General features: G+C 60.7%; 21 protein-coding genes. 10 read left to right on the forward strand and 11 right to left on the reverse strand.

All coding sequences use genetic code 11. The features are described 5' to 3' along the window. Both BLO97_RS22720 and BLO97_RS22725 read left to right on the forward strand, forming a co-directional pair. A partial coding sequence (locus tag BLO97_RS22720; RefSeq protein ID WP_305882564.1) for a group II intron maturase-specific domain-containing protein occupies positions 1–259 on the forward strand: 259 nt, incomplete at its 5' end. Between the two features lie 370 nt (positions 260–629). Further along, positions 630–890, forward strand: coding sequence for a hypothetical protein (locus BLO97_RS22725; protein WP_063322960.1), 261 nt, complete (start codon positions 630–632; stop codon positions 888–890). 218 nt (positions 891–1,108) lie between these two features. Here BLO97_RS22725 and BLO97_RS22730 read toward each other — a convergent pair whose 3' ends face one another. The 9 genes from BLO97_RS22730 to BLO97_RS22770 form a co-directional block, all read right to left on the reverse strand. Further along, positions 1,109–2,089, reverse strand: coding sequence for a peptide ABC transporter ATP-binding protein (locus BLO97_RS22730; RefSeq protein WP_092224268.1), 981 nt, complete (start codon positions 2,087–2,089; stop codon positions 1,109–1,111). Continuing rightward, entirely contained in the window at positions 2,089–3,057 is a 969-nt protein-coding gene (locus BLO97_RS22735; RefSeq protein ID WP_092146076.1) for an ABC transporter ATP-binding protein, read from the reverse strand. The genes BLO97_RS22730 and BLO97_RS22735 overlap by 1 nt, the downstream gene beginning before the upstream one ends. Before the next feature lie 10 nt (positions 3,058–3,067). Continuing rightward, complete coding sequence (locus BLO97_RS22740) at positions 3,068–3,979, reverse strand: ABC transporter permease subunit (RefSeq protein ID WP_063322948.1); 912 nt, start codon at positions 3,977–3,979, stop codon at positions 3,068–3,070. A 10-nt stretch (positions 3,980–3,989) separates the two neighbouring features. Then, on the reverse strand, positions 3,990–5,000 hold the full coding sequence (locus BLO97_RS22745; RefSeq protein ID WP_063322947.1) for an ABC transporter permease subunit: 1,011 nt from the start codon (positions 4,998–5,000) through the stop codon (positions 3,990–3,992). A 73-nt stretch (positions 5,001–5,073) separates the two neighbouring features. Further along, complete coding sequence (locus BLO97_RS22750) at positions 5,074–6,669, reverse strand: ABC transporter substrate-binding protein (RefSeq protein WP_092146074.1); 1,596 nt, start codon at positions 6,667–6,669, stop codon at positions 5,074–5,076. A gap of 75 nt (positions 6,670–6,744) precedes the next feature. Continuing rightward, positions 6,745–8,118 (reverse strand): OprD family porin, encoded by a 1,374-nt coding sequence (locus BLO97_RS22755; RefSeq protein WP_092146072.1) that lies wholly within the window; start codon positions 8,116–8,118, stop codon positions 6,745–6,747. A gap of 169 nt (positions 8,119–8,287) precedes the next feature. Continuing rightward, on the reverse strand, positions 8,288–9,889 hold the full coding sequence (locus BLO97_RS22760) for an ABC transporter substrate-binding protein (RefSeq protein WP_092348319.1): 1,602 nt from the start codon (positions 9,887–9,889) through the stop codon (positions 8,288–8,290). 379 nt (positions 9,890–10,268) lie between these two features. Then, positions 10,269–11,894, reverse strand: a complete 1,626-nt coding sequence (locus BLO97_RS22765; RefSeq protein ID WP_092348321.1) for an ABC transporter substrate-binding protein — start codon at positions 11,892–11,894, stop codon at positions 10,269–10,271. A gap of 255 nt (positions 11,895–12,149) precedes the next feature. Further along, the gene (locus BLO97_RS22770) at positions 12,150–13,751 is read right to left on the reverse strand and encodes an ABC transporter substrate-binding protein (RefSeq protein ID WP_092348323.1); all 1,602 of its coding nucleotides are present in this window, start codon (positions 13,749–13,751) and stop codon (positions 12,150–12,152) included. 775 nt (positions 13,752–14,526) lie between these two features. Here BLO97_RS22770 and BLO97_RS22775 point away from each other — a divergent pair. Further along, a complete protein-coding gene (locus BLO97_RS22775; protein WP_092348325.1) occupies positions 14,527–14,919 on the forward strand; it encodes a DUF6124 family protein in 393 nt (130 codons plus the stop codon). Between the two features lie 212 nt (positions 14,920–15,131). Here BLO97_RS22775 and BLO97_RS22780 read toward each other — a convergent pair whose 3' ends face one another. Beyond that, a complete protein-coding gene (locus tag BLO97_RS22780; protein WP_092224258.1) occupies positions 15,132–15,848 on the reverse strand; it encodes an SIMPL domain-containing protein in 717 nt (238 codons plus the stop codon). 370 nt (positions 15,849–16,218) lie between these two features. On the opposite strand from BLO97_RS22780, the gene BLO97_RS22785 reads away from it, so the two are divergent. From BLO97_RS22785 to BLO97_RS22800, 4 genes are all read left to right on the forward strand, one after another. Next, positions 16,219–17,481, forward strand: a complete 1,263-nt coding sequence (locus tag BLO97_RS22785; protein WP_092149047.1) for an ATP-binding protein — start codon at positions 16,219–16,221, stop codon at positions 17,479–17,481. Beyond that, positions 17,474–18,034, forward strand: coding sequence for a response regulator transcription factor (locus tag BLO97_RS22790; RefSeq protein ID WP_003177957.1), 561 nt, complete (start codon positions 17,474–17,476; stop codon positions 18,032–18,034). Before BLO97_RS22785 ends, BLO97_RS22790 begins: the two co-directional genes overlap by 8 nt. Positions 18,035–18,285: 251 nt before the next feature. Further along, positions 18,286–20,013, forward strand: a complete 1,728-nt coding sequence (locus BLO97_RS22795) for an ABC transporter ATP-binding protein/permease (protein ID WP_063322938.1) — start codon at positions 18,286–18,288, stop codon at positions 20,011–20,013. Between the two features lie 235 nt (positions 20,014–20,248). Further along, entirely contained in the window at positions 20,249–20,995 is a 747-nt protein-coding gene (locus tag BLO97_RS22800) for a FadR/GntR family transcriptional regulator (protein ID WP_003197797.1), read from the forward strand. Between the two features lie 517 nt (positions 20,996–21,512). Here the strand turns inward: BLO97_RS22800 and BLO97_RS22805 are convergent. Further along, positions 21,513–21,869 carry a hypothetical protein gene (locus BLO97_RS22805; protein ID WP_092348327.1) on the reverse strand — a complete coding sequence of 119 codons (357 nt, stop codon included), beginning with the start codon at positions 21,867–21,869 and terminating at the stop codon, positions 21,513–21,515. A gap of 369 nt (positions 21,870–22,238) precedes the next feature. Here BLO97_RS22805 and kdgD point away from each other — a divergent pair, with 369 nt between their 5' ends. The 3 genes from kdgD (at position 22,239) to BLO97_RS22820 (ending at position 26,239) form a co-directional block, all read left to right on the forward strand. Then, the gene (gene kdgD / locus BLO97_RS22810; protein WP_025211830.1) at positions 22,239–23,150 is read left to right on the forward strand and encodes a 5-dehydro-4-deoxyglucarate dehydratase; all 912 of its coding nucleotides are present in this window, start codon (positions 22,239–22,241) and stop codon (positions 23,148–23,150) included. A 193-nt stretch (positions 23,151–23,343) separates the two neighbouring features. Then, a complete protein-coding gene (locus tag BLO97_RS22815; protein ID WP_092149042.1) occupies positions 23,344–24,789 on the forward strand; it encodes an aldehyde dehydrogenase family protein in 1,446 nt (481 codons plus the stop codon). Positions 24,790–24,874: 85 nt separating this feature from the next. Beyond that, positions 24,875–26,239 (forward strand): MFS transporter, encoded by a 1,365-nt coding sequence (locus tag BLO97_RS22820; protein ID WP_072341209.1) that lies wholly within the window; start codon positions 24,875–24,877, stop codon positions 26,237–26,239. The last annotated feature ends 3 nt before the right edge of the window (positions 26,240–26,242 follow it).

The raw sequence follows: 26,242 nt of genomic DNA on the forward strand, positions 1-26,242 counted from the left end.
ACTTGAGGAGTTGGACGGATGGGTACGACGTAAGCTTCGGTGTGCCATCTGGCGCCAATGGAAGCAGCCCTCGACGAGGGCGCGCAACTTAATGCGCTTGGGGCTTGGCGAAGCTCGTGCCTGCAAGTCAACGTCGAATGGCCGCGGCCCATGGTGGAACTCGGGGGCGTCGCATATGAATCAGGCGCTGCCGAAGAAACTGTGGAACCAACTCGGACTGGTCTCGATACTGGACACGATCAACGGCTTATCTGCATAACCTGAACCGCCGTATACGGAACCGTACGTACGGTGGTGTGAGAGGACGGCGGATGCAAATCCGCCTCCTACTCGATCCTCCGGGTCTCGTCCATAAGCCACTCACTTGTGGGAACGAGCTTGCTCGCGATAGCGGTGGGTCATCATGCCAGGATGTTAAATGTGCCGGCCTCTTCGCGAGCAAGCCCGCTCCCGCATGGAATGTTGGGTGTTAGTTGGTTTGGAGATAACACTTATTCGAAACCAATCTGTCGCGTGGTGGCATTTCTAACGGTTATCGAGCGTCCTATCTGGTGAACCGGCCTGTTCAGAACTAGATTTTCTTAAGCGCCGTCAGGCCCCGGCTTCATCCGGAAAAGAAGGAATTGGCTATGAACATGTTTCTACGCATGATGTTTTTGCTGAAGGTTTTGGTGATGCTGTCCCTGGGGTCTACCGCGGCATGGGCTGAATGTGATGAGCATGAGCAGCACGCGTCGAGTGGCTCGGTAGTTCAGGGTGAGTTGATGCTTGCCGCGACCGATGCGGACGCCGGTGATCCGGACGATGGTGAGGATGATGATGGTTCGCCCGTCGATCCGCCGGACGGTGATGAGGATGAAGAGGGTGAAGAGAGCGATAGCCAGACGTAGATCTCTGACCTGAAGAAAACCCCTCCAGCCCCAACTGAGACTCAGTCTGGGCTGGAGGGGTTTTTCATGCAGGGCGCATAATCCAAAGCGAAGACTTACCCCTGTGGCGAGGGAGCTTGCTCCCGCTGGACTGCGCAGCAGGCCCAAAAAAGAGGGTCCGCTTCGCGGCCCAGCGGGAGCAAGCTCCCTCGCCACAAGTGCTCTATTTGCCTTTTGCCTTACGCCGCGCCGTCGAGGAACCGCTCGGCGTAGTGACACGCCACCAGGCGGTTATCGAGTGGCCGCAACGCCGGTTCTTCGGTCTTGCAGCGCTCGGTGGCGTACGGGCAGCGCTTGTGGAAGGCGCAGCCGGACGGTGGGTTGAGCGGGTTGGGCAGTTCGCCGACGATCTTGATCTTCGGCTTGTTCGGGTCCGGGTGGATGGTCGGGGTGGCCGACAGCAGCGCCTGGGTGTATGGGTGCAGCGGGCGGCTGTAGATGGACTCGTTGGGGCCCATTTCCACCGGACGACCGAGGTACATCACCATCACGTCGTCGGCCACGTGCTGTACCACCGCCAGGTTGTGGGAAATGAACACGTAGGCGGTGTTGAACTCCTGCTGCAAATCCATGAACAGGTTGAGCACCTGGGCCTGGATCGACACGTCCAACGCCGACGTCGGTTCGTCCGCCACCAGCACCTTGGGTTGCAGCATCATGGCGCGGGCCAGGGCGATACGCTGGCGCTGGCCGCCGGAGAACATGTGCGGGTAGCGCTGGTAATGCTCAGGACGCAAGCCCACCTGCTTCATCATCGCCTGGACTTTTTCGCGCCGCTCAGTCGCTGACAGCTTGGTATTGATCAACAACGGCTCGGCCAGTTGATCACCGATCTTCTGCCGTGGGTTGAGCGAGGCGTAAGGGCTCTGGAATACCATCTGTACATCTTTGCGCAGTTGCTTGCGTTCGGCCTTGTTGGCGCCGGCGACTTCCTGGCCGGCGATTTTCAGGGAGCCGGCGGACGGTTCCTCGATCAGCGTCAGGGCCCGGGCCAGGGTGGATTTGCCGCAACCGGATTCACCCACCACGGCCAGGGTCTTGCCGGCCTCCAATTCGAACGACACGCCATTGAGGGCGCGAACGGTCGCATGGCCCTTGAACATGCCGCGGGACACTTCGTAATGACGGGTCAGGTCACGGGCGGTAAGTACGACGGCCATCACGCCACCTCCTGGTTCAACGGGTAGAAGCAGCGGGCGAGGCTGGCGGTTTTCGGATCAAGGGCGGGGCGTTGTACGCGGCAGTTATCCTGCACGTACGGGCAGCGCGGCGACAGCAGACAACCCTGCGGACGGTCGTAGCGACCGGGCACGATGCCCGGCAGCGTCGCCAGGCGCTCGGCGCCCATGCTGTGCTCCGGAATCGCCGCCAGCAGTGCTTCGCTGTACGGGTGGGCCGGAATGTCGAACAGCTCGGGCACCTTGCCCACTTCCACGGCCTGGCCGGCGTACATCACGCACACGCGCTGGGCGGTTTCGGCGACCACGGCCAGGTCATGGGTGATCAGCACCAGGCCCATGTCCTGTTCTTTTTGCAGGGCCAGCAGCAGGTCCATGATCTGCGCCTGGATGGTCACGTCCAGGGCAGTGGTCGGTTCGTCGGCGATCAACAGTTTCGGCTCGCCGGCAATCGCCATGGCAATCGCCACGCGCTGGCTCATGCCGCCGGACAGTTGGTGCGGGTAGGCGTCCATGCGGCTGGCAGCGCCGGGGATCTCGACTTTTTCCAGCAGTTCGATGGCGCGCTTGCGGGCGGCCTTGCCGGACATCTTCAGGTGCAGGCGCAGCACTTCTTCGATCTGGAAGCCCACGGTGTAGCTGGGGTTGAGCGCGGTCATCGGGTCCTGGAAGACCATCGCCAAGTCCTTGCCGACGATCTGCCGACGCTGGCGGTTGCTCAGCTTGAGCATGTTCTTGCCGTCGAAGTTCAGCGCGTCGGCGGTGACGATGCCGGGGTGCTCGATCAGGCCCATCAGCGCCATCATGGTCACGGATTTACCCGAGCCCGATTCGCCGACGATGGCCAGCACTTCGCCTTTTTCCACGGTCAGGTCGAGGCCGTCGACCACCGGGACGGCGGTGGCGTCGCCGAAGCGAACGTTGAGATTCTTGATTTCTAGCAGTGACATGGGAATCTCCTCAGGCGGCATTCTTGAGTTTCGGGTCCAGCGCATCGCGCAAACCGTCGCCCATCAGGTTGATTGCCAGCACGCTGAGCAAAATGGTCAAGCCAGGCAGGCTCACCACCCACCAGGCGCGTTCGATGTAGTCGCGGGCCGAGGCCAGCATGGTGCCCCACTCAGGGGTCGGCGGCTGGACGCCCAGGCCGAGGAAGCCCAGGGCGGCGGCGTCGAGGATCGCCGAGGAAAAGCTCAGCGTCGCCTGGACGATCAGCGGTGCCATGCAGTTGGGCAGCACGGTGATGAACATCAGGCGCGGCAGGCCGGCACCGGCCAGGCGGGCGGCGGTCACGTAGTCACGGTTCAGCTCACCCATCACCGCGGCGCGGGTCAGGCGCACGTAGGACGGCAGCGAGACGATGGCGATGGCGATCACGGTGTTGATCAGGCCAGGGCCGAGGATGGCGACAATCGCCACGGCCAGCAGCAGCGAAGGCAGGGCCAGCATGATGTCCATCAGGCGCATGATGGTCGGGCCGAGGATGCGCGGGAAGAACCCGGCGAACAGCCCCAGCAGGATGCCCGGGATCAGCGACATCACCACCGACGACAAGCCGATCAGCAGCGACAGGCGCGAACCCTGGATCAGCCGTGACAGCAAATCGCGGCCCAGTTCGTCGGTGCCCAGCAGGAACTGGATCTGCCCGCCTTCAAGCCAGGCCGGCGGCGTCAGCAGAAAGTCGCGGTACTGCTCGCTCGGGTCGTGAGGCGCGACCCACGGCGCGAAGAGCGCGCAGAACACGATCAGGATCATGAACAGCAACCCGGCCACGGCGCCCTTGTTGCGGGAAAACGCGTGCCAGAATTCTTTGTACGGGGATGGGTACAGCAGGCTTTGATCGACTGCTACCGCGGTAGTTGGAGTACTCATGGTTTTGATCTCAGCGCTGGTGACGGATGCGTGGGTTGGCAAAGCCGTAGAGGATGTCCACGACGAAGTTGACCAGAATCACCAGGCAGGCGATTAACAGGATGCCGTTCTGCACCACGGGATAGTCCCGGGCGCCGATGGCTTCGATCAGCCACTTGCCGATGCCCGGCCAGGAGAAGATCGTTTCGGTCAGGACCGCACCGGCCAGCAGCGTGCCGACCTGCAGGCCGACCACGGTCAGCACCGGGATCAGCGCATTGCGCAGGCCATGCACGAACACCACGCGCGACGGCGACAGGCCTTTGGCCTTGGCGGTGCGGATGTAGTCTTCGCGCAGCACTTCGAGCATCGAGGAGCGGGTCATGCGGGCGATCACCGCCAGCGGAATGGTGCCCAGCACGATGGCCGGCAGGATCAGGTGGTGCAGGGCATCGAGGAACGCGCCTGGCTCGTCGGCCAACAGCGTGTCGATCAGCATGAAGCCGGTTTTCGGCTCGATGTCGTAGAGCAGGTCGATCCGCCCGGACACCGGGGTCCAGCCCAGGGACACCGAGAAGAACATGATCAGGATCAGGCCCCACCAGAAGATTGGCATCGAGTAACCCGCCAGGGAGACGCCCATTACCCCATGGTCGAACAGGGATCCTCGCTTGAGTGCCGCGATCACCCCGGCCAGCAGGCCCAGGATACCGGCGAACAACAGGGCGGCCATGGACAGTTCCAGGGTCGCGGGAAACAGGGAGCTGAACTCGGTCCATACGCTTTCACGGGTACGCAGCGATTCGCCGAGATCGCCCTGGGCCAGTTTGCCGATGTAGTCCAGGTACTGGGCATACAGCGGTTTATTGAGGCCAAGGCGTTCCATTGCCTGAGCATGCATTTCGGGATCGACCCGACGTTCGCCCATCATCACTTCCACGGGGTCGCCGGGGATCATGCGAATCAACGCGAAGGTCAGCAAGGTGATGCCGAAGAACGTGGGGATCAACAATCCCAGTCGGCGGGCAATAAAACTAAACATCTTCAGGTGTACCTCATCAGCCGGTTAGGCGTGCCCGGCAGCCCTCGATAAAGGATGCCGGGCGTTTTCTTATCTACTTCACCTGGGTGGTGGCGAAGTTGTTGGTGGTGAGCGGGCTAATCACATAACCCTCTACGTTGTTGCGCATTGCCGTGAACATGCGGGTGTGGGCCATGCTGATCCACGGTTGGTCCTGGTTGAAAATCACCTGGGCCTGTTCATAGAGCTTCGCGCGCTCCTCGGGGTTCACGGTGGCGCGGGCCTGGTCGATCAGCGCCTGGAATTTCTCGTTGCACCAGCGCGCGTAGTTTTCGCCGTTCTTGGCGGCCTCGCAACTGAGCATAGGCGTCAGGAAGTTATCCGGGTCGCCGTTGTCGCCCGCCCATCCGGCGGACACCATGTCGTGCTCGCCGTTTTTCGCGCGCTTGAGCATTTCGCCCCATTCCATCACGCGGATGTCGACCTTGATCCCGACCTTGGCCAGGTCCGCCTGCATCATCTGCGCGCCGAGCATCGGGTTGGGGTTGGTCGGGCCGCCGCCGTTGCGGGTGAACAGGGTGAACACGGTGCCTTCCGGCACGCCGGCTTCCTTGAGCAACTGGCGGGCTTTGTCCAGATCGCGGGTCGGATTCTTCAGATCATGGTTGAAGCCCAGCAGTGTCGGTGGGTACGGGTTGACCGCCACGGTGGCGTTGCCCTTGCCGAACAGCGCGTTGACGTAGGCTTCCTTGTCGAAGGCCAGGTCGATGGCTTTGCGCACCCGCACGTCGCTCATGTATTTGTGGCTGGTGTTCAGGGCCGTGTAGGAAACGGTCATCGCGTCCAGCTCGGTGACCTTCAGGTTCGGGTCTTTCTTGATGCTGGGGATGTCGTCGGGCTTGGGGTACAGCGCGATCTGGCACTCGTTGGTCTTGAGTTTCTGCATGCGCACGTTGTTGTCGGTGGCGATGGCCAATACCAGCGCATCGGCTGGCGGCTTGCCACGGAAGTAGTCCGGGTTGGCCTTGAAGCGAACCTGGGCGTCCTTGTTGTAGCGCTGGAAGACGAACGGGCCGGTGCCGACTGGCTTGCTGTTGAGATCGCCGGCCTTGCCGGCCTTGAGCAACTGGTCGGCGTATTCGGCCGGGTAGATCGAGGAGAAGGCCATGGCGATGTCGGCCAGGAACGGCGCTTCGCGGCGGGTCAGGCTGAACTTGACCGTGTGTTCGTCGACTTTCTCCACGCTTTTGAGCAGTTCCTTGAAGCCCATGCTCTCAAAGTAAGGGAAGCCCACGCTCGACAGTTTGTGCCACGGGTGATTCGGGTCCAGCTGGCGCTGGAAGCTCCAGACCACATCGTCGGCGTTCATGTCGCGGGTCGGCTTGAAGTATTCGGTGGTGTGGAACTTGACGCCCTTGCGCAGGTGGAAGGTGTACGTCAGGCCATCGTCACTGATGTCCCAGGATTCGGCCAGGGCCGGAATCACTTCGGTGGTGCCGGGCTTGAAATCGGCCAGGCGATTGAAAATGGTTTCCGCCACGGCGTCGGCGGTGACTGCAGTCGTGTATTGGACCATGTCGAAGCCTTCCGGGCTGGCTTCTGTGCAAACCACCAGGGGTTTGGCCGTGGCGCCAACGGCGACGCTCAGCAATGCGGCGGCGATGGCGGCGCGTAGGGGGTTCATGTTCATCGTCAATCCTCTGCAATCGGGTCAATGGCAAAAGACCGGGCGGTCAACCTTGTGAGTCGACCGCCCGGTGGCAGTTTAGAGAATGTTGAACGGGATGGTGGTGACCAGACGGAACTCGTTGATGCTGCCGTCGAGCTGGTTGCGGCTGGAGCGGTGCTCAGTGTAGGTCGCACGAATCGCCGTGGCCTTCAAAGGACCGCTCTGTACCGCGTAGGAAGCGCCCACGCCGGTTTCGTAGTGATTCTCATCGTCCAGGCCGCGAACGTCATAGGCGGTACCCGTGTAATGGGTGCCGTCGATGCCCCAACCGCGAGCACGGTAAATGTTGAACTTCAGCCCCGGTACGCCGTATTCCGCCATGTTGATGCCGTAGGCGATCTGGAAGGATTTTTCGTTCGGGCCGTTGAAGTCAGACAGCAGGGAGTTGGCCAGGTAGATGCCGTTGGTCTCGTGCAGGTAGTCGAAGTATTCGTTACCGTTCACGGCCTGGTAGGAGAAGGTCAGGCTATGGGCCTGATGGGTCAGGCCCAGCGACAGGGAGAAGGTGTCGTTGTCGATCTCACCCATCTCTTTTTTGCCTTCGTCCACGGTCTTGTAATAGTTCAAGCCGGTGGTCAACGCTAACACTGAAGCGTCTCCCAGTTCGTGGGTGGCGCCGAAATAGTACTGGTTCCAGAAGTCTTCGACCTTAGAGGCGTACAGGCTGGTCTTCAGGCTCTCGAGCGGCTGATAGTTCAGGCCGACGACGCTGACCTTGTCGGTTTCGGCCTTGTTGTCGGTGTACTCGGAGCGGAATTTCGACAGGCTCTGTTCGGTACGCGGCGATACGCGATCAAACACGCCGGCATCGAACGACAGATTGCTGAACTCTTCGCTATGCAGGCTCACACCTTCGAAGCTTGAGGGCAGTGCGCGGTTGCCGATGACATCGACAATTGGCGTGCTGAAGTTTTGGCGTCCGGCGGTCAGGGTGGTGTTGGATACACGAGCCTTGATGTTGGCCAGGCCCAGTTTGCTCCACTGATCCACGGCATCACCGTTGTTCTCCGCCAGCGTACGGTTGCCGCCGTTGGCAATGTCTTTGCGGCTACGGTCCAGTACCACCGCGTTGTAAGCCGCGACTTCGGTGCTGAAACCTACGGTGCCCTGAGTGAACCCCGAGGTGTAGTTGACAATAGTGCCTTGCACCCAGTTGATGCGGCGATCGGTGGGGCGTGTCTCACCGTGCTTCTGATAGCTGAAGTTACCTCGCTTGAGGAGTTCATTGGCGTACCAGTTGCGCGTGGTGCCCCCCAGGCTTTGGCCATCGAGAAAACCCTTGGCTTCGGATTGGGCGCTGGTGCTTGCCAGTTCGGTCGGTACGAAAGCCTGGCTTTGTTGCTCTGCATACGCCGTCGCGGTAACGCTGCTGATGGCCAAGGCCAGTATCGCGGTGCTGCTCAATTTCATCCGTAACGCTCCTTTTCTTGCTTTTTTATGCCGGTCTTTTTGGGTGATCCGGCTATCGGTTTACAACTCATTCACAGCTTGCAAACGTTTGCTTGGCGCCTGATCGGCAAATTGCGGCAAGACGTCGGCACGGGGCTTCCAAAGGAAGCCCGCGCTGTGTGGCTAACGGTTATGGGTTCAGGCTGACGCCCGAAAAGACATTGCGACCGAAGGGGCTGACTTTGAACCCTTCGACTTTGGCACTCAGCGGCTGGTTGACCGTCGAATGGGCAACAGGGGTGATCGGCACTTGCTGCTTGAGCAACTGCTGGGCCTGTTTGTAGAGCACGGTGCGCTGGTCGCGGTCGGTGACGACCTTGGCCTGCTTGATCAGCTTGTCGTAATCCTGGTCGCACCACATGGAGTAGTTGTTGCCGCCAATGGCATCGCAGCTGTACAGCGTGCCCAGCCAGTTGTCCGGATCACCGTTGTCGCCGGTCCAACCGATCAGGCTGACGTCATGCTCGCCGTTCTTGGTGCGCTTGATGTACTCGCCCCATTCGTAGCTGACGATCTTCACCTTCAGGCCGATCTTGGCCCAGTCGGCCTGGAGCATCTCGGCCATCAACTTGGCGTTGGGGTTGTACGGGCGCTGCACGGGCATGGCCCAGAGGGTGATTTCGGTGCCTTCCTTGACCCCGGCGGCCTTGAGCAATTCCTTGGCTTTTTCCGGGTTGTAGGGAGCGTCCTTGATGGTGTCATCGTAGGACCATTGGGTCGGCGGCATAGCGTTCTGCGCCAGTTGCCCCGCGCCCTGGTACACGGCGTTGAGAATGCCTTGCTTGTTTACCGCCATGTCCAGTGCCTGGCGCACTTCGACCTGGTCGAACGGCTTGTGGCGGGTGTTATAGGCGATGTAGCCGAGGTTGAAACCGGGCTTCTCGATCAGTTGCAACTTGGGGTCGTTCTTCAAGGCTGGTACGTCGGCCGGACGCGGATGCAGGGTGACCTGGCATTCGTTGGCCTTGAGCTTCTGCACCCGCACCGAGGCGTCGGTGTTGATGGAGAAGATCAGGTTGTTCAGCTTGACCCGCTCCGGCGCCCAGTACTGCTGGTTGGCGACGTAGCGGATGTTGGAGTCTTTCTGGTAGCTCTTGAACTCGAACGGCCCGGTGCCGATCGGCTTCTGGTTGATGTCGCTCGGCTTGCCGTTCTTGAGCAGTTGGTCGGCGTATTCGGCCGAGAGGATCGCGGCAAAACTCATGGCGATGTTCTGGATGAACGCGGCGTCCACGCTGTTGAGGGTCATGACCACGGTCAACGGCCCGGTCGCTTCCACCTTGGCGATGTTCTTGTTCAGGCTCATGCCGTTGAAGTACGGGAACTCGGTGGGGTAGGCCTTGCGGAACGGATGCTGCGGATCGAGCATGCGGTTGAAGGTGAACAGGACGTCGTCGGCGTTGAACTCCCGGGTCGGCGTGAAGTAGTCGGTGGTGTGAAATTTCACCCCTTCGCGCAGGTGGAAGGTGTACTTCAAGCCGTCTTCGGAAATGTCCCAGCTGGTTGCCAGGCCGGGGACGACATTGGTCGCGCCTTTTTCAAACTCGGCCAGGCGGTTGTACAGCGGTTCGGCGGCATCGTTGTCGGTGGCCGTGGTGTATTGCGCGGTGTCGAAACCGGCAGGGCTGCCTTCGGAACAGAATACCAGGCTGCCGCCAGCGGCCTGGGCAGCGGATGTGGCGGCCAACAGGCCGGTGCCCAGCAATGCGGATAAAACCAAGGTATGGCGCATGACGCTCCCTCTCTCGTTCGGGGTGTTTTAACAGTGAACCGCTGTCCTTCCGGGGACCCGGAACACTGAGCTCATTCCATTGCGTCGCGATGCCGCAGGATCAGCAAGCCGTCCAGGCCCCGACGGTAGGAGTCGTGGGCCAGGCGGTAAATGCGTAATGCCTGAAAGACTTGTGGGAAAAGGCGATACGTCCTAAACCAACTGCTGTGGTATGCAGTGCTTTTGGATGTAGGCGATTTCCTGAGTCTTGGCTTAAAGCAACGGCATGCCGTGGGAGCGAGTCCTGCTCGCGATGGCGTTGTGGGTACATTGCCATCGCGCTTGCAAAAGGGGCTGCTACGCAGCCCAGCGGGAGCAAGCTCCCTCGCCACGGGTCACCTTATTTGCTGACGCTGACGCCGTAGAAGGAGTTCAAGCCAAATGGGCTGATCTTGAAGTCCTGCACGTTGGCGCGCATGGGTTGATACACCGTCGAGTGAGCGATAGGTGTCATGGGCACGGCATCCTTGAGGACGTGTTGTGCCTGTTTGTACAGTTCGGTGCGCTTGGCCTGGTCGGTGGTGCGCTTGGCTTCCTTGACCAGACCGTCGAATTTCTTGTCGCACCATTTGGAGAAGTTGTTGCCGGCCAGCGAGTCGCAGCCGAACAGCACGTTGAGCCAGTTGTCCGGGTCACCGTTGTCACCGCTCCAGCCGATGATCATCGCCTGGTTCTCGCCGCCCTTGGAGCGCTTGATGTACTCGCCCCATTCGTAGCTGACGATGTTGACGTTCAGGCCGATTTTCTTCCAGTCGGACTGCAGCATCTCGGCCATCAGCTTGGCGTTCGGGTTGTACGGACGCTGGACCGGCATCGCCCACAGGGTGATGTTGGTGCCTTCCTTGACGCCGGCCTCCTTGAGCAGCTCCTTGGCTTTCTCAGGGTCGTACTTGGCGTCCTTGATGGTGGTGTCGTAGGACCATTGGGTCGGCGGCATGGCGTTGACCGCCAGCTGGCCGGCGCCCTGGTAGACGGAGTCGATGATCTGTGGCTTGTTGACCGCCATGTCCAGCGCCTGGCGGACTTTCAGGTTGGCCAGCACGTTCGGCTCGTTGCTGCCCTTGATCTTGTCCATCACGTTATAGGCGATGTAGCCCAGGTTGAAGCCAGCCTGGTCAGGCATCTTCAGTGCCTTGTCTTCCTTCAGCGCCTTGAGGTCGGCCGGACGTGGGAAGAGGGTGATCTGACACTCGTTCTTCTTCAGCTTCTGCATGCGCACCGACGGGTCGGTGGTGATGGCGAAGATCAGGTTGTCGATCTTCACGTCGTCAGGCTTCCAGTAGTCCTTGTTCCCGGTGTAGCGGATGTTGGAGTCTTTCTGGTAGCTCTTGAACACGAACGGGCCAGTGCCGACCGGCTTCTGGTTGATGTCGGGGGCCTTGCCTTCCTTGAGCAACTGGGCGGCGTATTCGGCGGACTGGATCGAGGCGAAGCTCATGGCCATGTTCTGGATGAACGCGGCGTCGACATCCTTGAGGGTGAACTTGACGGTGTGGTCGTCGACTTTATCGATCTGGGTGATGTTGGTGTCCATCCCCATGTCGGTGAAGTACGGGAATTCGGTCGGGTACGCCTTACGGAACGGGTCGTCCTTGTTGATCATGCGATTGAAGGTGAACAGCACGTCGTCGGCGTTGAATTCGCGGGTCGGCTTGAAGTACGGGGTGGTGTGGAACTTGACGCCTTCACGCAGGTGGAAGGTGTAGGTCAGGCCGTCGTCGGAAATATCCCACTTGGTCGCCAGGCCAGGAATCACAGCGGTGCCGCCGCGTTCGAACTGGGTCAGGCGGTTGAACATGGTCTCTGCGGAGGCGTCGAAGTCGGTTCCGGTGGTGTACTGACCCGGGTCAAAACCGGCCGGGCTCCCTTCGGAGCAGAACACCAGGTTAGTCGCGGCTTGGGCGAAAGGTGCGCTGGCTAATAAGCTCGCGCCGACTAAAAACGGAATGACCGCTTGTTTAAGCATGTTGGCCTCATGATTTGTTGTCATTTTTGGATTTGAGGGCGACCTCGTGAGTCGTCCTGCGGATACTTATGCAGGCCCCATACCCAATGCAAGATCCAGAGCGGTTGCAAGTCTGAAACAGTGGCACGAACGTACCTTAATGTCGCATTCGTGTAACTTCTGACGCAGTTGACCGTTTGCGGGTGTTTTTTTGGCGCCAAAATCGCCCTTTGTCGGTGCGTCGCGCAGCCGCGGCGCACCGGTTTGGCTCGGGTGTTACTTCGTCAAACCCACGCCGTAGAAGGGTGTCAGGCCGAATGGGCTGAGTTTGAAATCCACCACTTTCCTGTTTACTGGCTGGAAGACCGTGGAGTTAGCGATGGGCGTGATCGGCACCTGTTGCTTGAGGATTTTCTGCGCTTGCCGGTATAAATCGATCCGTTGCTGGCGGTCGGTCGAGACTTTGGCCTGCTGGATCAGTTGGTCATACGCCGGGTCGCACCACTTGGCGTAGTTACTGCCCTTGACCGCCGCGCAGCTGTACAGCACACCCAGCCAGTTGTCCGGGTCGCCGTTGTCGCCGGTCCAGCCGTAAATCATTGCGTCATGTTCGCCATTTTTTGCGCGCTTGATGTATTCGCCCCATTCATAGCTGACGATGTTGGCTTTGATGCCAATCTTGGCCCAGTCCTGCTGGATCATCTGCGCAGACATTCGCGCATTGGGGTTGGAGGCGCGCTGCACCGTCATCGCCCATAAATCGATGGTTGTACCGGGCGCAACTCCGGACTCCTTGAGTAGCGCCTTGGCCTTGGTCACGTCATGGGGCGCGTCCTTGATATTGGGATCGAACGACCATTGGGCCGGTGGCAAGGCGTTTTGCGCCAGTTGTCCGGCACTTTGGTAAACGGCCTTGATGATCGCCGGCTTGTCGATGGCCATGTCCAGCGCCTGGCGGACCTTGAGCTGATCCAGGGGCGGGTGCGTGACGTTGTAGGCCAGGAAACCCAGGTTGAACCCCGGTTGCTTGAGCACTTGCAGGTTTGGGTCTTGCTCCATCACTTCGATGTCGGCCGGGCGCGGGTAACCACTGACCTGGCATTCGCCGCGCTTGAGCTTTTGCAGGCGCACGGCGGCGTCCGGGGTGATGGAAAAAATCAGGTTGTCGAGTTTCACGTCCTCGGGTTTCCAGTACGTCGTGTTGCCGGCGTAGCGGATCTGCGAGTCCTTCTGGTAGCGCTTGAACACGAACGGCCCGGTGCCGATGGGTTTCTGGTTGAGGTCGCCGGCCTTGCCTTCCTTCAACAACTGCGCCGCGTATTCGGCGGACTGCACGGAGGCAAAACTCATCGCCAGGTTCTGCACGAAGGTGGCGTCGACGTTGTTCAGGTTGAAGCGCACGGTGTGCTCGTCGATTTTCTCGACGCTTTTGATCGTGGTGTTCAGGCCCATGTCGGTGAAGTACGGCGACTCGGTGGGGTAGGCCTGGCGGAACGGGTGCTGTGGGTCGAGCAGGCGCTGGAAGGTGAACAGCACGTCGTCGGCGTCGAAGTCGCGGCTGGGGGTGAAGTAGTCGGTGGTGTGGAATTTCACGCCATTGCGCAGGTGGAAGGTGTAGGCCAGGCCGTCGGGCGACACGTCCCAACTGGTGGCCAACCCGGGTTCGACTTCGGTGCCGCCGCGCTTGAATTGGGTGAGACGGTTGAAGACGGTTTCGGCCGAGGCGTCGAAGTCGGTGCCGCTGGTGTATTGGCTGGGGTCGAACCCGGCGGGGCTGGCTTCGGAGCAGTAGACCAGGGTGGTGGCTGCTTGGGCGATTGAGGGGCTGCTGATCAGGGCTAGGGTGAGCAGGAGGGGCTTGAAGGTGGTTCTGTCCATGAAATCCCCTGGGGGTGGTGAGGTTTTCAGGAGAGTAGCGTTGCGGGTGGGGGTGTTGGAAATATCGAAAAGTGAGGGGGGCTGTTGGGTTTGGGTATAGCGCTTTTCGACGAGGCGGCCTTATAGCCGACCTGGCTCTCACGGTCGTACTCCGATCCAATTGTGGGAGCGAGCCTGCTCGCGAAGGCGGCCTGATAGCCGGCCTGGTTCTTTTGGATGTACCCGATTCACCGTTTGAAGCAATACGCCTCCGCCTCGTCTGGCCCCATCCTGTGGCGAGGGAGCTTGCTCCCGCTGGGGCGCGAAGCGGCCCTAAAAGCAGCGGCTCCATACATCTGACACACCGCAGTGTCTGGGTTGGGTCTGCTGCGCAGCCCAGCGGGAGCAAGCTTCCTCGCCACGGGGTTTGCGATGGGTCGGAAGGCTGTATAAATCATTCAGGGGTGTCGGACGGATCTGCTTCTCAGAACGAAACATCCGACAAGCTTTTAAGGTTGTCCCTCGGAAGTGGGCTCTCTAATCTTTTTCCTGTCGCTGCCATTCAGCGACCGGGCGTGAGAAACCCGAATAATAGGCATCCAGCCTCTGTACCTGCATAATTGCCGCCAGCTTATCCGCTGCCTGTAATAGATGCATTATGGCGGCTGTGTGCGGGCAGGCCTCGGTCTGGCCGAGTACCTATTCTCGGATTTCTCACCCCTGCACATAGCTGCCACCACTTTGCCGAGTGAGAAACGGCAAGTGATGGTCCTCATCACTAAATAGGTACAAATCAATGGATAAGTCAGTCCCCGACCCACCGTTCAACATAACCAATCCCCTTTCCGGCTTCGAGGCTATCGAAGACCTACTCAAAGACCGCGCCGCCGCCGAGCGCGCCCTCGATCATTACCTGAATCCAAAAAAACCGGAGCCAAGCACCGATCCACGCATCGACAGCCTGTTCTCAGTCACCGCCAAGGCCGACACCGATACGCTGCTCACCAGCACTTCCGAAACCCTGGCCTCGATAAAAGCCATGGCCGAGGATCTGGCATTCGAAGTGGAGGGCACGCGCCGGAGTGTGGCGTTGGGGATTCATCAGTTGGTGGAGTTGTGCCAGTTGCTGGTGGACAAGGCGTTGGATCAGGTCGAGGCACCGGCCAGTTCGGCCTGCCCGCCCACCTAAGGTCGGGCACCGTCCCCGTGGCGAGGGAGCTTGCTCCCGCTGGGCTGCGAAGCGGCCCCAAAAGCAGCGACTGCATTTATCTGACACCCCGCGGTGCCAGGGGTTGGGTCTGCTGCGCAGCCCAGCGGGAGCAAGCTCCCTCGCCACGGGGAGCGCCGATGCTGGAGGTTAGCGTTCAGCCAGCAGAGAACTGGCTGAGCCGCTGCCCATCATTACTGCATCGACACCTCAACCACCCCATCCGCCGTCATGGTCACCTTGCTGGTGCCCGCTTCCACGTCAGGCGTCACGGACTCCGCATCCATGGACGCGCCTTTCATCATCATTTGCGGGCGCATGAACGGTTGTGGATAACCGTTGGTATTGAAGTTCAGGTTGACGATCTTGTAACCCTTGCCGCCCAGGGCCTCGGTGGCCAACTGGGCGCGGGCCTTGAAGGCGTTGACGGCGTCTTTGAGCAGGGCGTCTTCGCTGCCCTGGCGGGTGGCGGTGGCGATGGCGAAGTCCATGCCGCCCATTTTCATGTCGCCCAGCAGCTCGCCGGTGAGTTTGGACAGGGCGGCGAAGTCTGCGCTTTCCAGACGCAGTTCGGCGCGTTCACGCCAGCCGGTGATTTTCTGGCCCTTGTTGTCGTATATCGGGTAGCTGTTACGGCTGCCCTGGCGCAGGGTAATGCCCTTGACCTCTTTGGCCTGGCCGATGGCTTTGTTCACCGTGGTGCTGACAGCAGCGGCGAGTTTGGCCGGGTCGGTGTTCTGTTCTTCGGTGTAGAGGGTCACGATCATCAGGTCGCGGGCCACTTCCTGGCTGACTTCGGCGCGCAGGGAAATCTGGTTGTAGTGCAGCTCATCGGCGGCCAGGGCCGGCAGGCTGGCGAGGGTGCCGAGGCTGAGGGCAAGCAGGGCAGCGGGGCGACTGAACGTGTGCATGAAAGCTCCTTGGGATGAGGCGCAGGGGTGATGTCCGGGCCTGCGTGAAGGATAAGACTCTAGCTTTTATGGGTGGGTTCGCACAGTTACAACTTCTATACAGATACCTGAAGCCAATGAAGATCCCCTGTGGCGAGGGAGCTTGCTCCCGCTGGGCTGCGCAGCAGACCCAAACCTGACACCTCGGTGTGTCAGACAGATTGAGTCGCTGCTGTTGGGGCCGCTTCGCGGCCCAGCGGGAGCAAGCTCCCTCGCCACAGGGGGAAAGGTGACATTTGGAACTGTGGCGCTTTGCCGCATAGCTGCCGCTGCAACCCGCGCCTTGGTTATACTCCGTGCGATTCGCCTGGAGCGCTCATCAGGAGAGCTCATGCTCGCCCCTTTGCAAATGACATCCGCCTCTCGCCAGAACCTCTGGCGCCTGACATTCATCCGCATTCTGGTCCTGGCGGCCCAGGCCGGCTCGGTGGGGCTCGCCTATTGGTTCGACCTGCTGCCGCTGCCCTGGCTGCAACTGGCGATCACCCTGGTCTGTTCCAGTGTGCTCTGCGCGCTGACGGCCGTCCGCCTGCGCACCTCGTGGCCGGTGACCGAGCTTGAATACGCCGTGCAACTGGCCTGTGACCTGTTTATCCACAGCGCGCTGCTGTATTTCTCCGGCGGCTCCACCAACCCCTTCGTCTCTTATTACCTGGTGCCGCTGACCATCGCCGCGGTGACGTTGCCGTGGCGCTATTCGCTGATTCTTTCCGGTATCGCCCTGGCGCTGTATACCTTGTTGCTGGCGCGGTTCTACCCGCTGGAAACCTTTCCCATCGCTCGGGAAAACCTGCAGATCTACGGCATGTGGCTGAGTTTCGCCCTGGCCGCGGCAGTCATTACGTTTTTTGCGGCGCGCATGGCCGAGGAGCTGCGCCGCCAGGAAGAACTGCGGGCCATTCGCCGTGAAGAGGGCCTGCGGGACGAGCAATTGCTGGCCGTGGCGACCCAGGCCGCCGGTGCCGCCCATGAATTGGGCACGCCGCTGGCGACCATGAGCGTGCTGCTCAAGGAGATGCGCCAGGATCATCATGATCCAGCATTGCAGGAAGATCTCAGCGTGTTGCAGGATCAGGTCAAGCTCTGCAAGGAAACGCTGCAATACTTGGTACGCGCGGCCGAGGCCAACCGCCGGCTGGACATCGACATGCAAGCAGTCACCTTCTGGCTCGACGATGCCCTGAACCGCTGGCACCTGATGCGCCCGGAAGCCAGTTATCGCTTCCAATGCCTGGGCAAGGGCGTGGTACCGCGCATGGCGCCGCCGCCGGACCTGACCCAGGCGCTGCTGAACCTGCTGAACAACGCCGCCGACGCTTGCCCCGAAGGGCTGGAAGTGGCGTTGGATTGGAATGCCTATGAGCTGACCATCAGTATTCGCGACCACGGCGCCGGTGTGCCGCTGGCGATTGCCGAGCAGATCGGCAAGCCGTTCTATACCACCAAGGGCAAAGGTTTCGGCCTGGGCCTGTTTTTGAGCAAAGCCAGCGTGACACGCGCCGGCGGCTCGGTGAAACTCTACCCCCATGAGGAAGGCGGCACGCTCACCGAGCTGCGCCTGCCCCATGCCGACCGAGGAGACGAATATGAGTGACGAGATCCAAGTCGACGGCGAAGAACTGCCGCACCTGTTGCTGGTGGATGACGACGCCACGTTCACCCGCGTGATGGCCCGGGCCATGTCCCGTCGCGGTTTTCGCGTCAGCACCGCAGGTTCTGCCGAAGAAGGCCTGACCATCGCCCAGGCCGACCTACCGGACTACGCCGCCCTGGACTTGAAAATGGACGGCGATTCGGGATTGGTGCTGCTGCCCAAGCTGCTGGAGCTGGACCCGGAGATGCGTGTGGTGATCCTCACCGGTTATTCGAGCATCGCCACCGCGGTCGAGGCCATCAAGCGCGGTGCCTGCAATTACCTGTGCAAACCGGCGGACGCCGATGATGTACTGGCGGCGCTGTTGTCCGAGCACGCCGACCTCGACACCCTGGTGCCGGAAAACCCCATGTCGGTGGATCGCCTGCAGTGGGAGCACATCCAGCGGGTGCTGACCGAGCACGAAGGCAATATCTCCGCGACGGCCCGCGCCCTGGGCATGCACCGGCGGACGTTGCAGCGCAAATTGCAAAAGCGTCCCGTGCGTCGCTGAACCTGCGCTGAACAGGTGTTGTCCACCCTCGCGACACATCGGGCCGTTGCTTTATGATCGGCCCCAGCGTCATGTATCACAAATACTGTTCCTTTTTGACGGCGTCTGTTGCCGTCATGCTGCGTCGCCGCTCCTCGCCATAGCGGGCTATGACTCGTCGCGGCGCCTTGCCTGACGACAACAGCCACTCGTCAAAAAGAAACGTATTTGCGAAACATGACACTAGTTCTTTTCCCTATTGAGCCTTAACCATGAATCAGAACGCTGAATATTCCGCGGTCAATGACGCGGTGCGCGGCCAGTTTTTCCGCCGTGTCTGGCAAATGACCACGCCGTACTGGCGCAGTGAGGAGAAGGGCAAGGCCTGGACGCTGTTGATCGCCGTCATCGCACTCTCGCTGTTCAGCGTGGCGATCTCGGTGTGGGTCAACAGTTGGTACAAGGATTTCTACAACGCCCTGCAGGAGAAGAACAGCGCGGCGTTCTGGCAGTTGATCCTGTACTTCTGTGGTATCGCGGCGGTGGCGATCCTGGGCGCCGTTTATCGCTTGTACCTCACGCAGATGCTCACCATCCGCTGGCGGGCCTGGCTCACCGAGCAGCATTTCGCCCGTTGGCTCAGTGACAAGAACTATTACCGGCTGGAGCAGGGCGGCTACACCGATAACCCGGACCAGCGGATTTCCGAAGACCTCAACAGTTTCACCACCAACACCCTGAGCCTGGGCTTGGGATTGCTGCGCACCGTGGTCAGCCTGGTGTCGTTCTCGATCATTTTGTGGGGCGTGTCGGGCAGCATCGAGGTGCTCGGCTACACCATCCCGGGCTACATGTTCTGGTGCGCGCTGGTGTATGCGGCGGTGGGCAGCTGGCTGACGCACCTGATCGGCCGACGCCTGATCGGTCTGAACAACAACCAGCAACGCTTCGAAGCCGACCTGCGTTTTTCCATGGTACGGGTGCGTGAAAACGCCGAGAGCATTGCGCTGTACAACGGCGAGCCGAACGAGAACCGTCGCCTGAGCGGGCGTTTCGGCCTGGTCTGGCACAACTTCTGGGACATCATGCGGGTGTCCAAGCGCTTGACGTTCTTCACCTCCGGCTACGGCCAGATCGCGATCATCTTCCCGTTCATCGTCGCCGCGCCGCGTTATTTCGCCGGCAAGATCCAATTGGGCGAGCTCATGCAGATCAACTCGGCGTTCGGCAATGTGCAGGAGAACTTCAGCTGGTTCATCAGCGCCTACGCCGACCTCGCCGCGTGGCGCGCCACCTGCGATCGTCTGCTGAGTTTCCGCCAGGCCATGAGCGACAACGAAGACCGCGTGCCGGCCATTGACGTACAAAACCAGGGCGATGGGTTGAAGGTTCAGCACTTGGGGTTGGACTTGGCCGATGGTCGCCATCTGCTCGATAACGCCGACATGACCGTGGAACCGGGCGAGCGGGTGATGCTCAGTGGCCGTTCGGGCAGTGGTAAATCGACCCTGCTGCGGGCGATGGGGCATCTGTGGCCGGCGGGGCACGGGACGATCCGGCTTCCGGCCGCGCGTTACCTGTTCCTGCCGCAGAAGCCTTATCTACCGATTGGCAGCCTGCGTGAGGTATTGAGTTATCCACAGGCCGGCGATATCTACCCCAACGAACGTTATGTCCAGGTGCTGGAAACCTGCCGCCTGCCGCACCTGATTGCGCGGCTGGATGAAAGCAACCACTGGCAGCGCATGCTCTCGCCCGGCGAGCAACAACGCCTGGCCTTTGCCCGTGCATTGCTTTATGCACCGCAATGGTTGTACATGGACGAAGCCACGTCGGCGATGGATGAAGAAGACGAAGCCACGCTGTACCAGGCGCTGATCGACCAGTTGCCGGGTTTGAGCATCGTCAGCGTTGGCCACCGAAGCAGTTTGAAACGTTTCCATCCGCGACATGTGCGTATCGAAAATGGCCAACTGGTGGAGCGCACTGTGACCGCTTGATGACCATCGCCGAATATTGTTGTGGCGAGGGGATTTATCCCCGCTGGGCTGCGTAGCAGCCCCTTGATTGGTCTGGATTGGGGCCTGTGATTTGATGGGGCGCTTTGCGCCCAACGGGGATAAATCCCCTCGCCACAACGGTCATCCTCAACGAGGGCTGTCCGGTGGGACGGTGATCGTACAACCACGTTGCGCTATGATGTTGCCATTCAGCCGTTTACCGAGACACAGCCCCATGGAAAACCCGATCGAAGTACCACGCTTTCCCCGCAAGCGCCGCAGCCTGGCGCAGGAGCTGGTGACGGTGTTGACCGAGCAGATTCGCGACGGCCTGCTCAAGCGCGGCGATAAATTGCCCACCGAGTCGGCGATCATGGAAGCCCATGGCGTCAGCCGAACCGTGGTGCGCGAGGCGATTTCCCGCTTGCAGGCGGCCGGCCAGGTGGAAACCCGCCATGGCATCGGCACTTTCGTGCTGGACACGCCGAGCCCGAGCGGTTTTCGCATCGACCCGGCCACCGTGGTCACCTTGCGTGACGTGCTGGCGATCCTGGAGTTGCGCATCAGCCTGGAAGTGGAATCCGCCGGGTTGGCGGCGCAGCGGCGCAGCGACGAGCAACTGGCCGCCATGCGCGCCGCCCTCGACGCCTTGAACGAAAGCGCCGCCCACGCCAGCGATGCGGTGGCCTCGGACTTCGCCTTCCACCTGGAAATCGCCCTGTCCACCGGCAACCGCTACTTCACCGACATCATGACCCACCTGGGCACCAGCATCATTCCGCGTACCCGGGTGAACTCGGCGCGCCTGGCCCACGATGACCAGCAGCGCTACATGAACCGCCTGAGCCGTGAGCACGAGGAGATCTACGACGCCATCGCCCGCCAGGACTCCGAGGCGGCGCGTGCGGCCATGCGTTTGCACCTGACCAACAGCCGTGAAAGGCTGCGCCAGGCCCATGAAGAGGCGCAGGCGCAGGGCTGAAGACGCTGGTGACAGGATGCTTTTGTGGCGAGGGAGCTTGCTCCCGCTGGGCTGCGCAGCAGCCCCCTCTCAAGCTCACTCAATCAACCTGATCCACCGCGTCGCCGGGTTCCAGGGCCGCTTCGCGGCCCAGCGGGAGCAAGCTCCCTCGCCACGGGGAATTGGGTACGGCGTGGGTTAAGGGAATGCCTCGAATCAGTGTCAGATTCAAGAGCAAATCGGTTGGTCGAGCGGGATGCTTTTGAGCTTTTGAGCTTTTGAGCTTTTGAGCTTTTGAGCTTTTGAGCTTTTGAGCTTTTGAGCTTTTGTGGCGAGGGAGCTTGCTCCCGCTGGGCTGCGCAGCAGCCCCTCTCAAGCTCACTCAATCAACCTGATCCACCGCGTCGCCGGGTTCCAGGGCCGCTGCGCGCCCCAGCGGGAGCAAGCTCCCTCGCCACATGAAGCATCCCCCTCGGCAAAGAGAGCGGTGTCCGGTTTTCGATCTGTTTGCCTGTCTGACAAATCGTAGGCGCCAATCCTACGCACTGATCCGCAACATTTGCGGCTCGGATGTATCGGGATCCCAGCTCTCGTAAGTCACCACGTAACGAAGCTCAACCAATTGGCCGACGTAAGCTGTCAAGTCGGCATGGGTTAGCGTCACTGTCACCCCCTTGCGTGGCGTACCTTCCTCGCCGGCGGTCAGAGATGTAAACGCGCCTACCGAAGTTGGATGTGTCGAGCCGACGCCCAGAGTCAGTTGGGCGTTCGAGTAGCGGTCGAAATCTGCATCCGGAATTTTCACGGTTAACGTCTTTGTCTTTGACAGGCTGACCGTGACTTCCCCTGTGGCTGGAAAATCCTTGAGCGTTGGTTTCGCATACGTCTTCGCCATGATGTCACTCCTTGTGAGACGGCCCTGATCGTCGCGTACGGGCGACTCACTTTAAAGGTTTCGGAAAAGGACCACGGCCGGGCGTCGCACGGCCCCACTGCCGTTATGCCTCCGTCCCGTAACGTCGCCTACTGACAGAGTTGACAGTCGCGATGAGTGGTCCTGGGCACTCGCCCGCAAGTTTCATTGGCTTTCCAATTCCGCCAGATGGCCTGATTTACAAGGCTTTGCGAGCGCTCCCCGTGCCCTCACACCTGACAAAAGACGAAATGCAGTTGACGTGTGTATTTTAAGTTGTACGATGACCTACAACTTCTGGCCGAAGCTTAACCATTTCATACACATTTTGCGTCCCAGGGTGTTCGAATAATGAATCCACAAGAACTGAAGTCCATCCTCTCGTCTGGCCTGCTGTCGTTCCCGGTCACCGATTTCACTGCCCAAGGCGATTTCAATCGCGCCAGCTACATCAAGCGTCTCGAGTGGCTGGCCCCGTACGGCGCTTCTGCGCTGTTCGCAGCAGGCGGCACCGGTGAATTCTTCTCCCTGGCCGCCAGCGAGTATTCGCAAGTCATCAAGACCGCCGTCGATACCTGCGCCACCAGCGTGCCAATTCTTGCCGGTGTTGGCGGTGCCACTCGCCAGGCCATCGAATACGCTCAAGAAGCCGAGCGCCTGGGTGCCAAGGGCCTGTTGCTGCTGCCGCACTACCTGACCGAAGCCAGCCAGGACGGCGTCGCCGCCCACGTTGAAGCCGTGTGCAAATCGGTGAAAATCGGCGTGGTGGTGTACAACCGCAACGTCTGCCGCCTGAACGCCACCCAGCTGGAGCAACTGGCCGAGCGCTGCCCGAACCTGATCGGTTACAAGGATGGCCTGGGTGATATCGAGCTGATGGTGTCGATCCGTCGTCGCCTCGGCGATCGTTTCAGCTACCTGGGCGGCCTGCCGACCGCTGAAGTCTACGCCGCGGCCTACAAGGCCCTGGGCGTGCCGGTCTACTCCTCGGCGGTATTCAACTTCATTCCGAAAACCGCGATGGACTTCTACCACGCCATTGCCCGCGACGATCACGAGACCGTCGGCAAAATCATCGACGACTTCTTCCTGCCTTACCTGGACATCCGCAACCGCAAGGCCGGTTACGCGGTGAGCATCGTCAAGGCCGGCGCGAAAATCGTCGGCTACGACGCAGGTCCTGTGCGCACGCCGCTGACCGATCTGCTGCCAGAAGAATACGAAGCCCTGGCCGCGCTGATCGACAAGCAAGGCAAGCAATAACAGACCCGACAAGGCCGCTGAGCAATCAGCGGCTTTTGCGTAAGGCTTGATCGTTCCCACGCTCTGCGTGGGAACGCAGCCAGGGACGCTCTGCGTCCCTTAAGCCGAACGCGGAGTGTCCGTTGAGGCGTTCCCGCGCAACGCGTGGGAATGATCTTGGGACTAGACAGGCTTTTTGTTAGGAGGAGCATCCGTGGCAGATTCAAAGCGTTTCGATAACTACATCAACGGTCAGTGGGTGGCCGGTGCTGACTATTGCACCAACATCAACCCGTCTGACCTGTCCGATGTCATCGGTGAATACGCCAAGGCTGACGCAGCGCAAGTCAATGCCGCCATCGAAGCCGCCCGCGCCGCGTTTCCGGCCTGGTCGACCTCAGGCATCCAGGCCCGTCACGATGCGCTGGACAAAGTCGGCAGCGAGATCCTCGCCCGCCGTGAAGAACTCGGCCAATTGCTGGCCCGGGAAGAGGGCAAGACCCTGCCCGAAGCCATCGGCGAAGTGACCCGCGCCGGTAACATTTTCAAATTCTTCGCCGGTGAATGCCTGCGCCTGTCCGGCGATTACGTGCCGTCGGTGCGTCCGGGCGTCAACGTCGAAGTCACCCGCGAAGCCCTCGGTGTGGTCGGCCTGATCACCCCCTGGAACTTCCCGATCGCCATTCCCGCGTGGAAAATCGCCCCGGCCCTGGCCTACGGCAACTGCGTGGTGATCAAACCCGCCGAATTGGTGCCGGGCTGTGCCTGGGCCTTGGCCGAGATCATTTCCCGCGCCGGTTTCCCGGCCGGTGCGTTCAACCTGGTGATGGGCAGCGGCCGTGTGGTCGGCGACATTCTGGTCAACAGCCCGAAAGTCGACGGCATCAGCTTCACCGGCTCCGTCGGTGTAGGCCGGCAGATCGCGGTCAACTGCGTGTCGCGCCAGGCCAAGGTCCAGTTGGAAATGGGCGGCAAGAACCCGCAGATCATCCTCGACGACGCCGACCTCAAGCAGGCCGTCGAACTGGCGGTGCAGAGCGCGTTCTACTCCACCGGCCAGCGTTGCACGGCCTCGAGCCGCCTAATCGTCACCGCTGGCATTCACGACAAGTTCGTCGAGGCCATGGCCGAGCGCATGCAGTCGATCAAGGTCGGTCATGCCTTGAAGTCCGGCACGGATATCGGCCCGGTGGTTTCCGAAGCCCAGCTCAACCAGGACTTGAAGTACATCGACATCGGCCAGAGCGAAGGTGCGCGGCTGGTCAGCGGTGGTGGCCTGGTGACGTGCGACACCGAAGGTTACTTCCTCGCGCCGACCCTGTTCGCCGACAGCGAAGCCTCGATGCGCATCAGCCGCGAAGAGATCTTCGGCCCGGTGGCCAACGTCGTGCGCGTGGCCGACTACGAGGCGGCGCTGGCGATGGCCAACGACACCGAGTTCGGCTTGTCGGCCGGTATCGCCACCACCTCGCTGAAGTATGCCAACCACTTCAAGCGCCATTCCCAGGCGGGCATGGTGATGGTCAACCTGCCGACTGCCGGCGTGGATTACCACGTGCCGTTCGGCGGGCGCAAAGGTTCGTCCTATGGTTCGCGTGAGCAAGGTCGCTACGCGCAAGAGTTCTACACCGTGGTGAAGACCTCCTACATCGGATCGTAATACGCAACACCGGTCGGCGCCGGGCACAGGTGCCGACCGCACAATTTGATTTCCCGCATAAAAATAAATAGTGGAAGAAGATTACATGCAAGCGACCAAGCCGACACACGTCCGCTATTTGATCCTGCTCATGCTGTTTTTGGTGACGACGATCAACTATGCCGACCGTGCCACCATCGCCATCGCAGGCTCCAGCCTGCAAAAAGACCTCGGCATCGATGCCGTTACCCTCGGTTATATCTTCTCCGCTTTCGGCTGGGCCTACGTGGCCGGGCAGATTCCTGGCGGCTGGCTGCTCGACCGTTTCGGCTCGAAAAAAATCTATGCCTTGAGCATTTTCACCTGGTCGCTGTTCACCGTGCTGCAAGGCTATGTCGGTGAATTCGGCATGTCCACGGCCGTGGTTGCGCTGTTCATGTTGCGCTTCCTGGTGGGGTTGGCCGAAGCACCGTCCTTCCCGGGCAATGCACGGATCGTCGCCGCCTGGTTCCCCACCGCAGAACGCGGCACCGCCTCGGCGATTTTCAACTCGGCGCAGTATTTCGCCACCGTGTTGTTCGCACCGCTGATGGGCTGGATCGTCTACCGTTTCGGCTGGCAGCACGTGTTCATCGTGATGGGCGTGATCGGTATCGTGTTCTCGCTGATCTGGCTGAAAGTGATCTACAGCCCGCGCCAGCACCCGATGATCAACGAAGCCGAGTTCAATCACATCGCCGCCAACGGCGCGATGGTCGACATGGACCAGGACAAGGGCAAGGAAAAGAAAGCCGACGGTCCGAAGTGGGATTACATCCGTCAACTGCTGACCAACCGCATGATGCTCGGCGTGTACTTGGGCCAATACTGCATCAACGGCATCACTTACTTCTTCCTGACCTGGTTCCCGGTGTATCTGGTGCAGGAACGCGGCATGACCATCCTCAAGGCCGGTTTCATCGCGTCCTTGCCGGCGATCTGCGGTTTCATCGGCGGTGTGCTCGGCGGGGTGATTTCCGATTACCTGCTGCGCAAGGGCCATTCGCTGACCTTCGCCCGCAAGGCGCCGATCATCGCGGGCCTGCTGGTGTCCAGCAGCATCGTGGCCTGCAACTACGTTGATATCGAATGGATGGTGGTGGGCTTCATGGCCCTGGCTTTCTTCGGTAAAGGCGTGGGCGCACTGGGCTGGGCCGTGGTGTCTGATACCTCGCCAAAACAGATCGCCGGCCTGAGCGGTGGCCTGTTCAACACCTTTGGTAACCTGGCGTCGATCACCACCCCGATCGTCATCGGCTACATCATCAGCGCCACCGGTTCGTTCAAGTGGGCACTGGTGTTCGTCGGTTGCAACGCGCTGGTGGCGGTGTTCAGCTACCTGGTCATCGTTGGGCCGATCAAGCGTGTGGTGCTCAAGGAACCAACGGCCAAGGATGCCGGCATCTCCAGCCTGTCTGAAGCGAAATCCTGAAGG

Source organism: Pseudomonas sp. NFACC05-1 (genome assembly GCF_900100135.1).
GTDB classification, from domain to species: domain Bacteria; phylum Pseudomonadota; class Gammaproteobacteria; order Pseudomonadales; family Pseudomonadaceae; genus Aquipseudomonas; species Aquipseudomonas fluorescens_Q.

Coding starts and splice junctions, on each gene's coding strand:
- BLO97_RS22725 (WP_063322960.1), top strand. CDS start 630: ATGAACATGTTTCTACGCATGATGTTTTTGCTGAAGGTTTTGGTGATG.
- BLO97_RS22730 (WP_092224268.1), bottom strand. CDS start 2,089: ATGGCCGTCGTACTTACCGCCCGTGACCTGACCCGTCATTACGAAGTG.
- BLO97_RS22735 (WP_092146076.1), bottom strand. CDS start 3,057: ATGTCACTGCTAGAAATCAAGAATCTCAACGTTCGCTTCGGCGACGCC.
- BLO97_RS22740 (WP_063322948.1), bottom strand. CDS start 3,979: ATGAGTACTCCAACTACCGCGGTAGCAGTCGATCAAAGCCTGCTGTAC.
- BLO97_RS22745 (WP_063322947.1), bottom strand. CDS start 5,000: ATGTTTAGTTTTATTGCCCGCCGACTGGGATTGTTGATCCCCACGTTC.
- BLO97_RS22750 (WP_092146074.1), bottom strand. CDS start 6,669: ATGAACATGAACCCCCTACGCGCCGCCATCGCCGCCGCATTGCTGAGC.
- BLO97_RS22755 (WP_092146072.1), bottom strand. CDS start 8,118: ATGAAATTGAGCAGCACCGCGATACTGGCCTTGGCCATCAGCAGCGTT.
- BLO97_RS22760 (WP_092348319.1), bottom strand. CDS start 9,889: ATGCGCCATACCTTGGTTTTATCCGCATTGCTGGGCACCGGCCTGTTG.
- BLO97_RS22765 (WP_092348321.1), bottom strand. CDS start 11,894: ATGCTTAAACAAGCGGTCATTCCGTTTTTAGTCGGCGCGAGCTTATTA.
- BLO97_RS22770 (WP_092348323.1), bottom strand. CDS start 13,751: ATGGACAGAACCACCTTCAAGCCCCTCCTGCTCACCCTAGCCCTGATC.
- BLO97_RS22775 (WP_092348325.1), top strand. CDS start 14,527: ATGGATAAGTCAGTCCCCGACCCACCGTTCAACATAACCAATCCCCTT.
- BLO97_RS22780 (WP_092224258.1), bottom strand. CDS start 15,848: ATGCACACGTTCAGTCGCCCCGCTGCCCTGCTTGCCCTCAGCCTCGGC.
- BLO97_RS22785 (WP_092149047.1), top strand. CDS start 16,219: ATGCTCGCCCCTTTGCAAATGACATCCGCCTCTCGCCAGAACCTCTGG.
- BLO97_RS22790 (WP_003177957.1), top strand. CDS start 17,474: ATGAGTGACGAGATCCAAGTCGACGGCGAAGAACTGCCGCACCTGTTG.
- BLO97_RS22795 (WP_063322938.1), top strand. CDS start 18,286: ATGAATCAGAACGCTGAATATTCCGCGGTCAATGACGCGGTGCGCGGC.
- BLO97_RS22800 (WP_003197797.1), top strand. CDS start 20,249: ATGGAAAACCCGATCGAAGTACCACGCTTTCCCCGCAAGCGCCGCAGC.
- BLO97_RS22805 (WP_092348327.1), bottom strand. CDS start 21,869: ATGGCGAAGACGTATGCGAAACCAACGCTCAAGGATTTTCCAGCCACA.
- kdgD (WP_025211830.1), top strand. CDS start 22,239: ATGAATCCACAAGAACTGAAGTCCATCCTCTCGTCTGGCCTGCTGTCG.
- BLO97_RS22820 (WP_072341209.1), top strand. CDS start 24,875: ATGCAAGCGACCAAGCCGACACACGTCCGCTATTTGATCCTGCTCATG.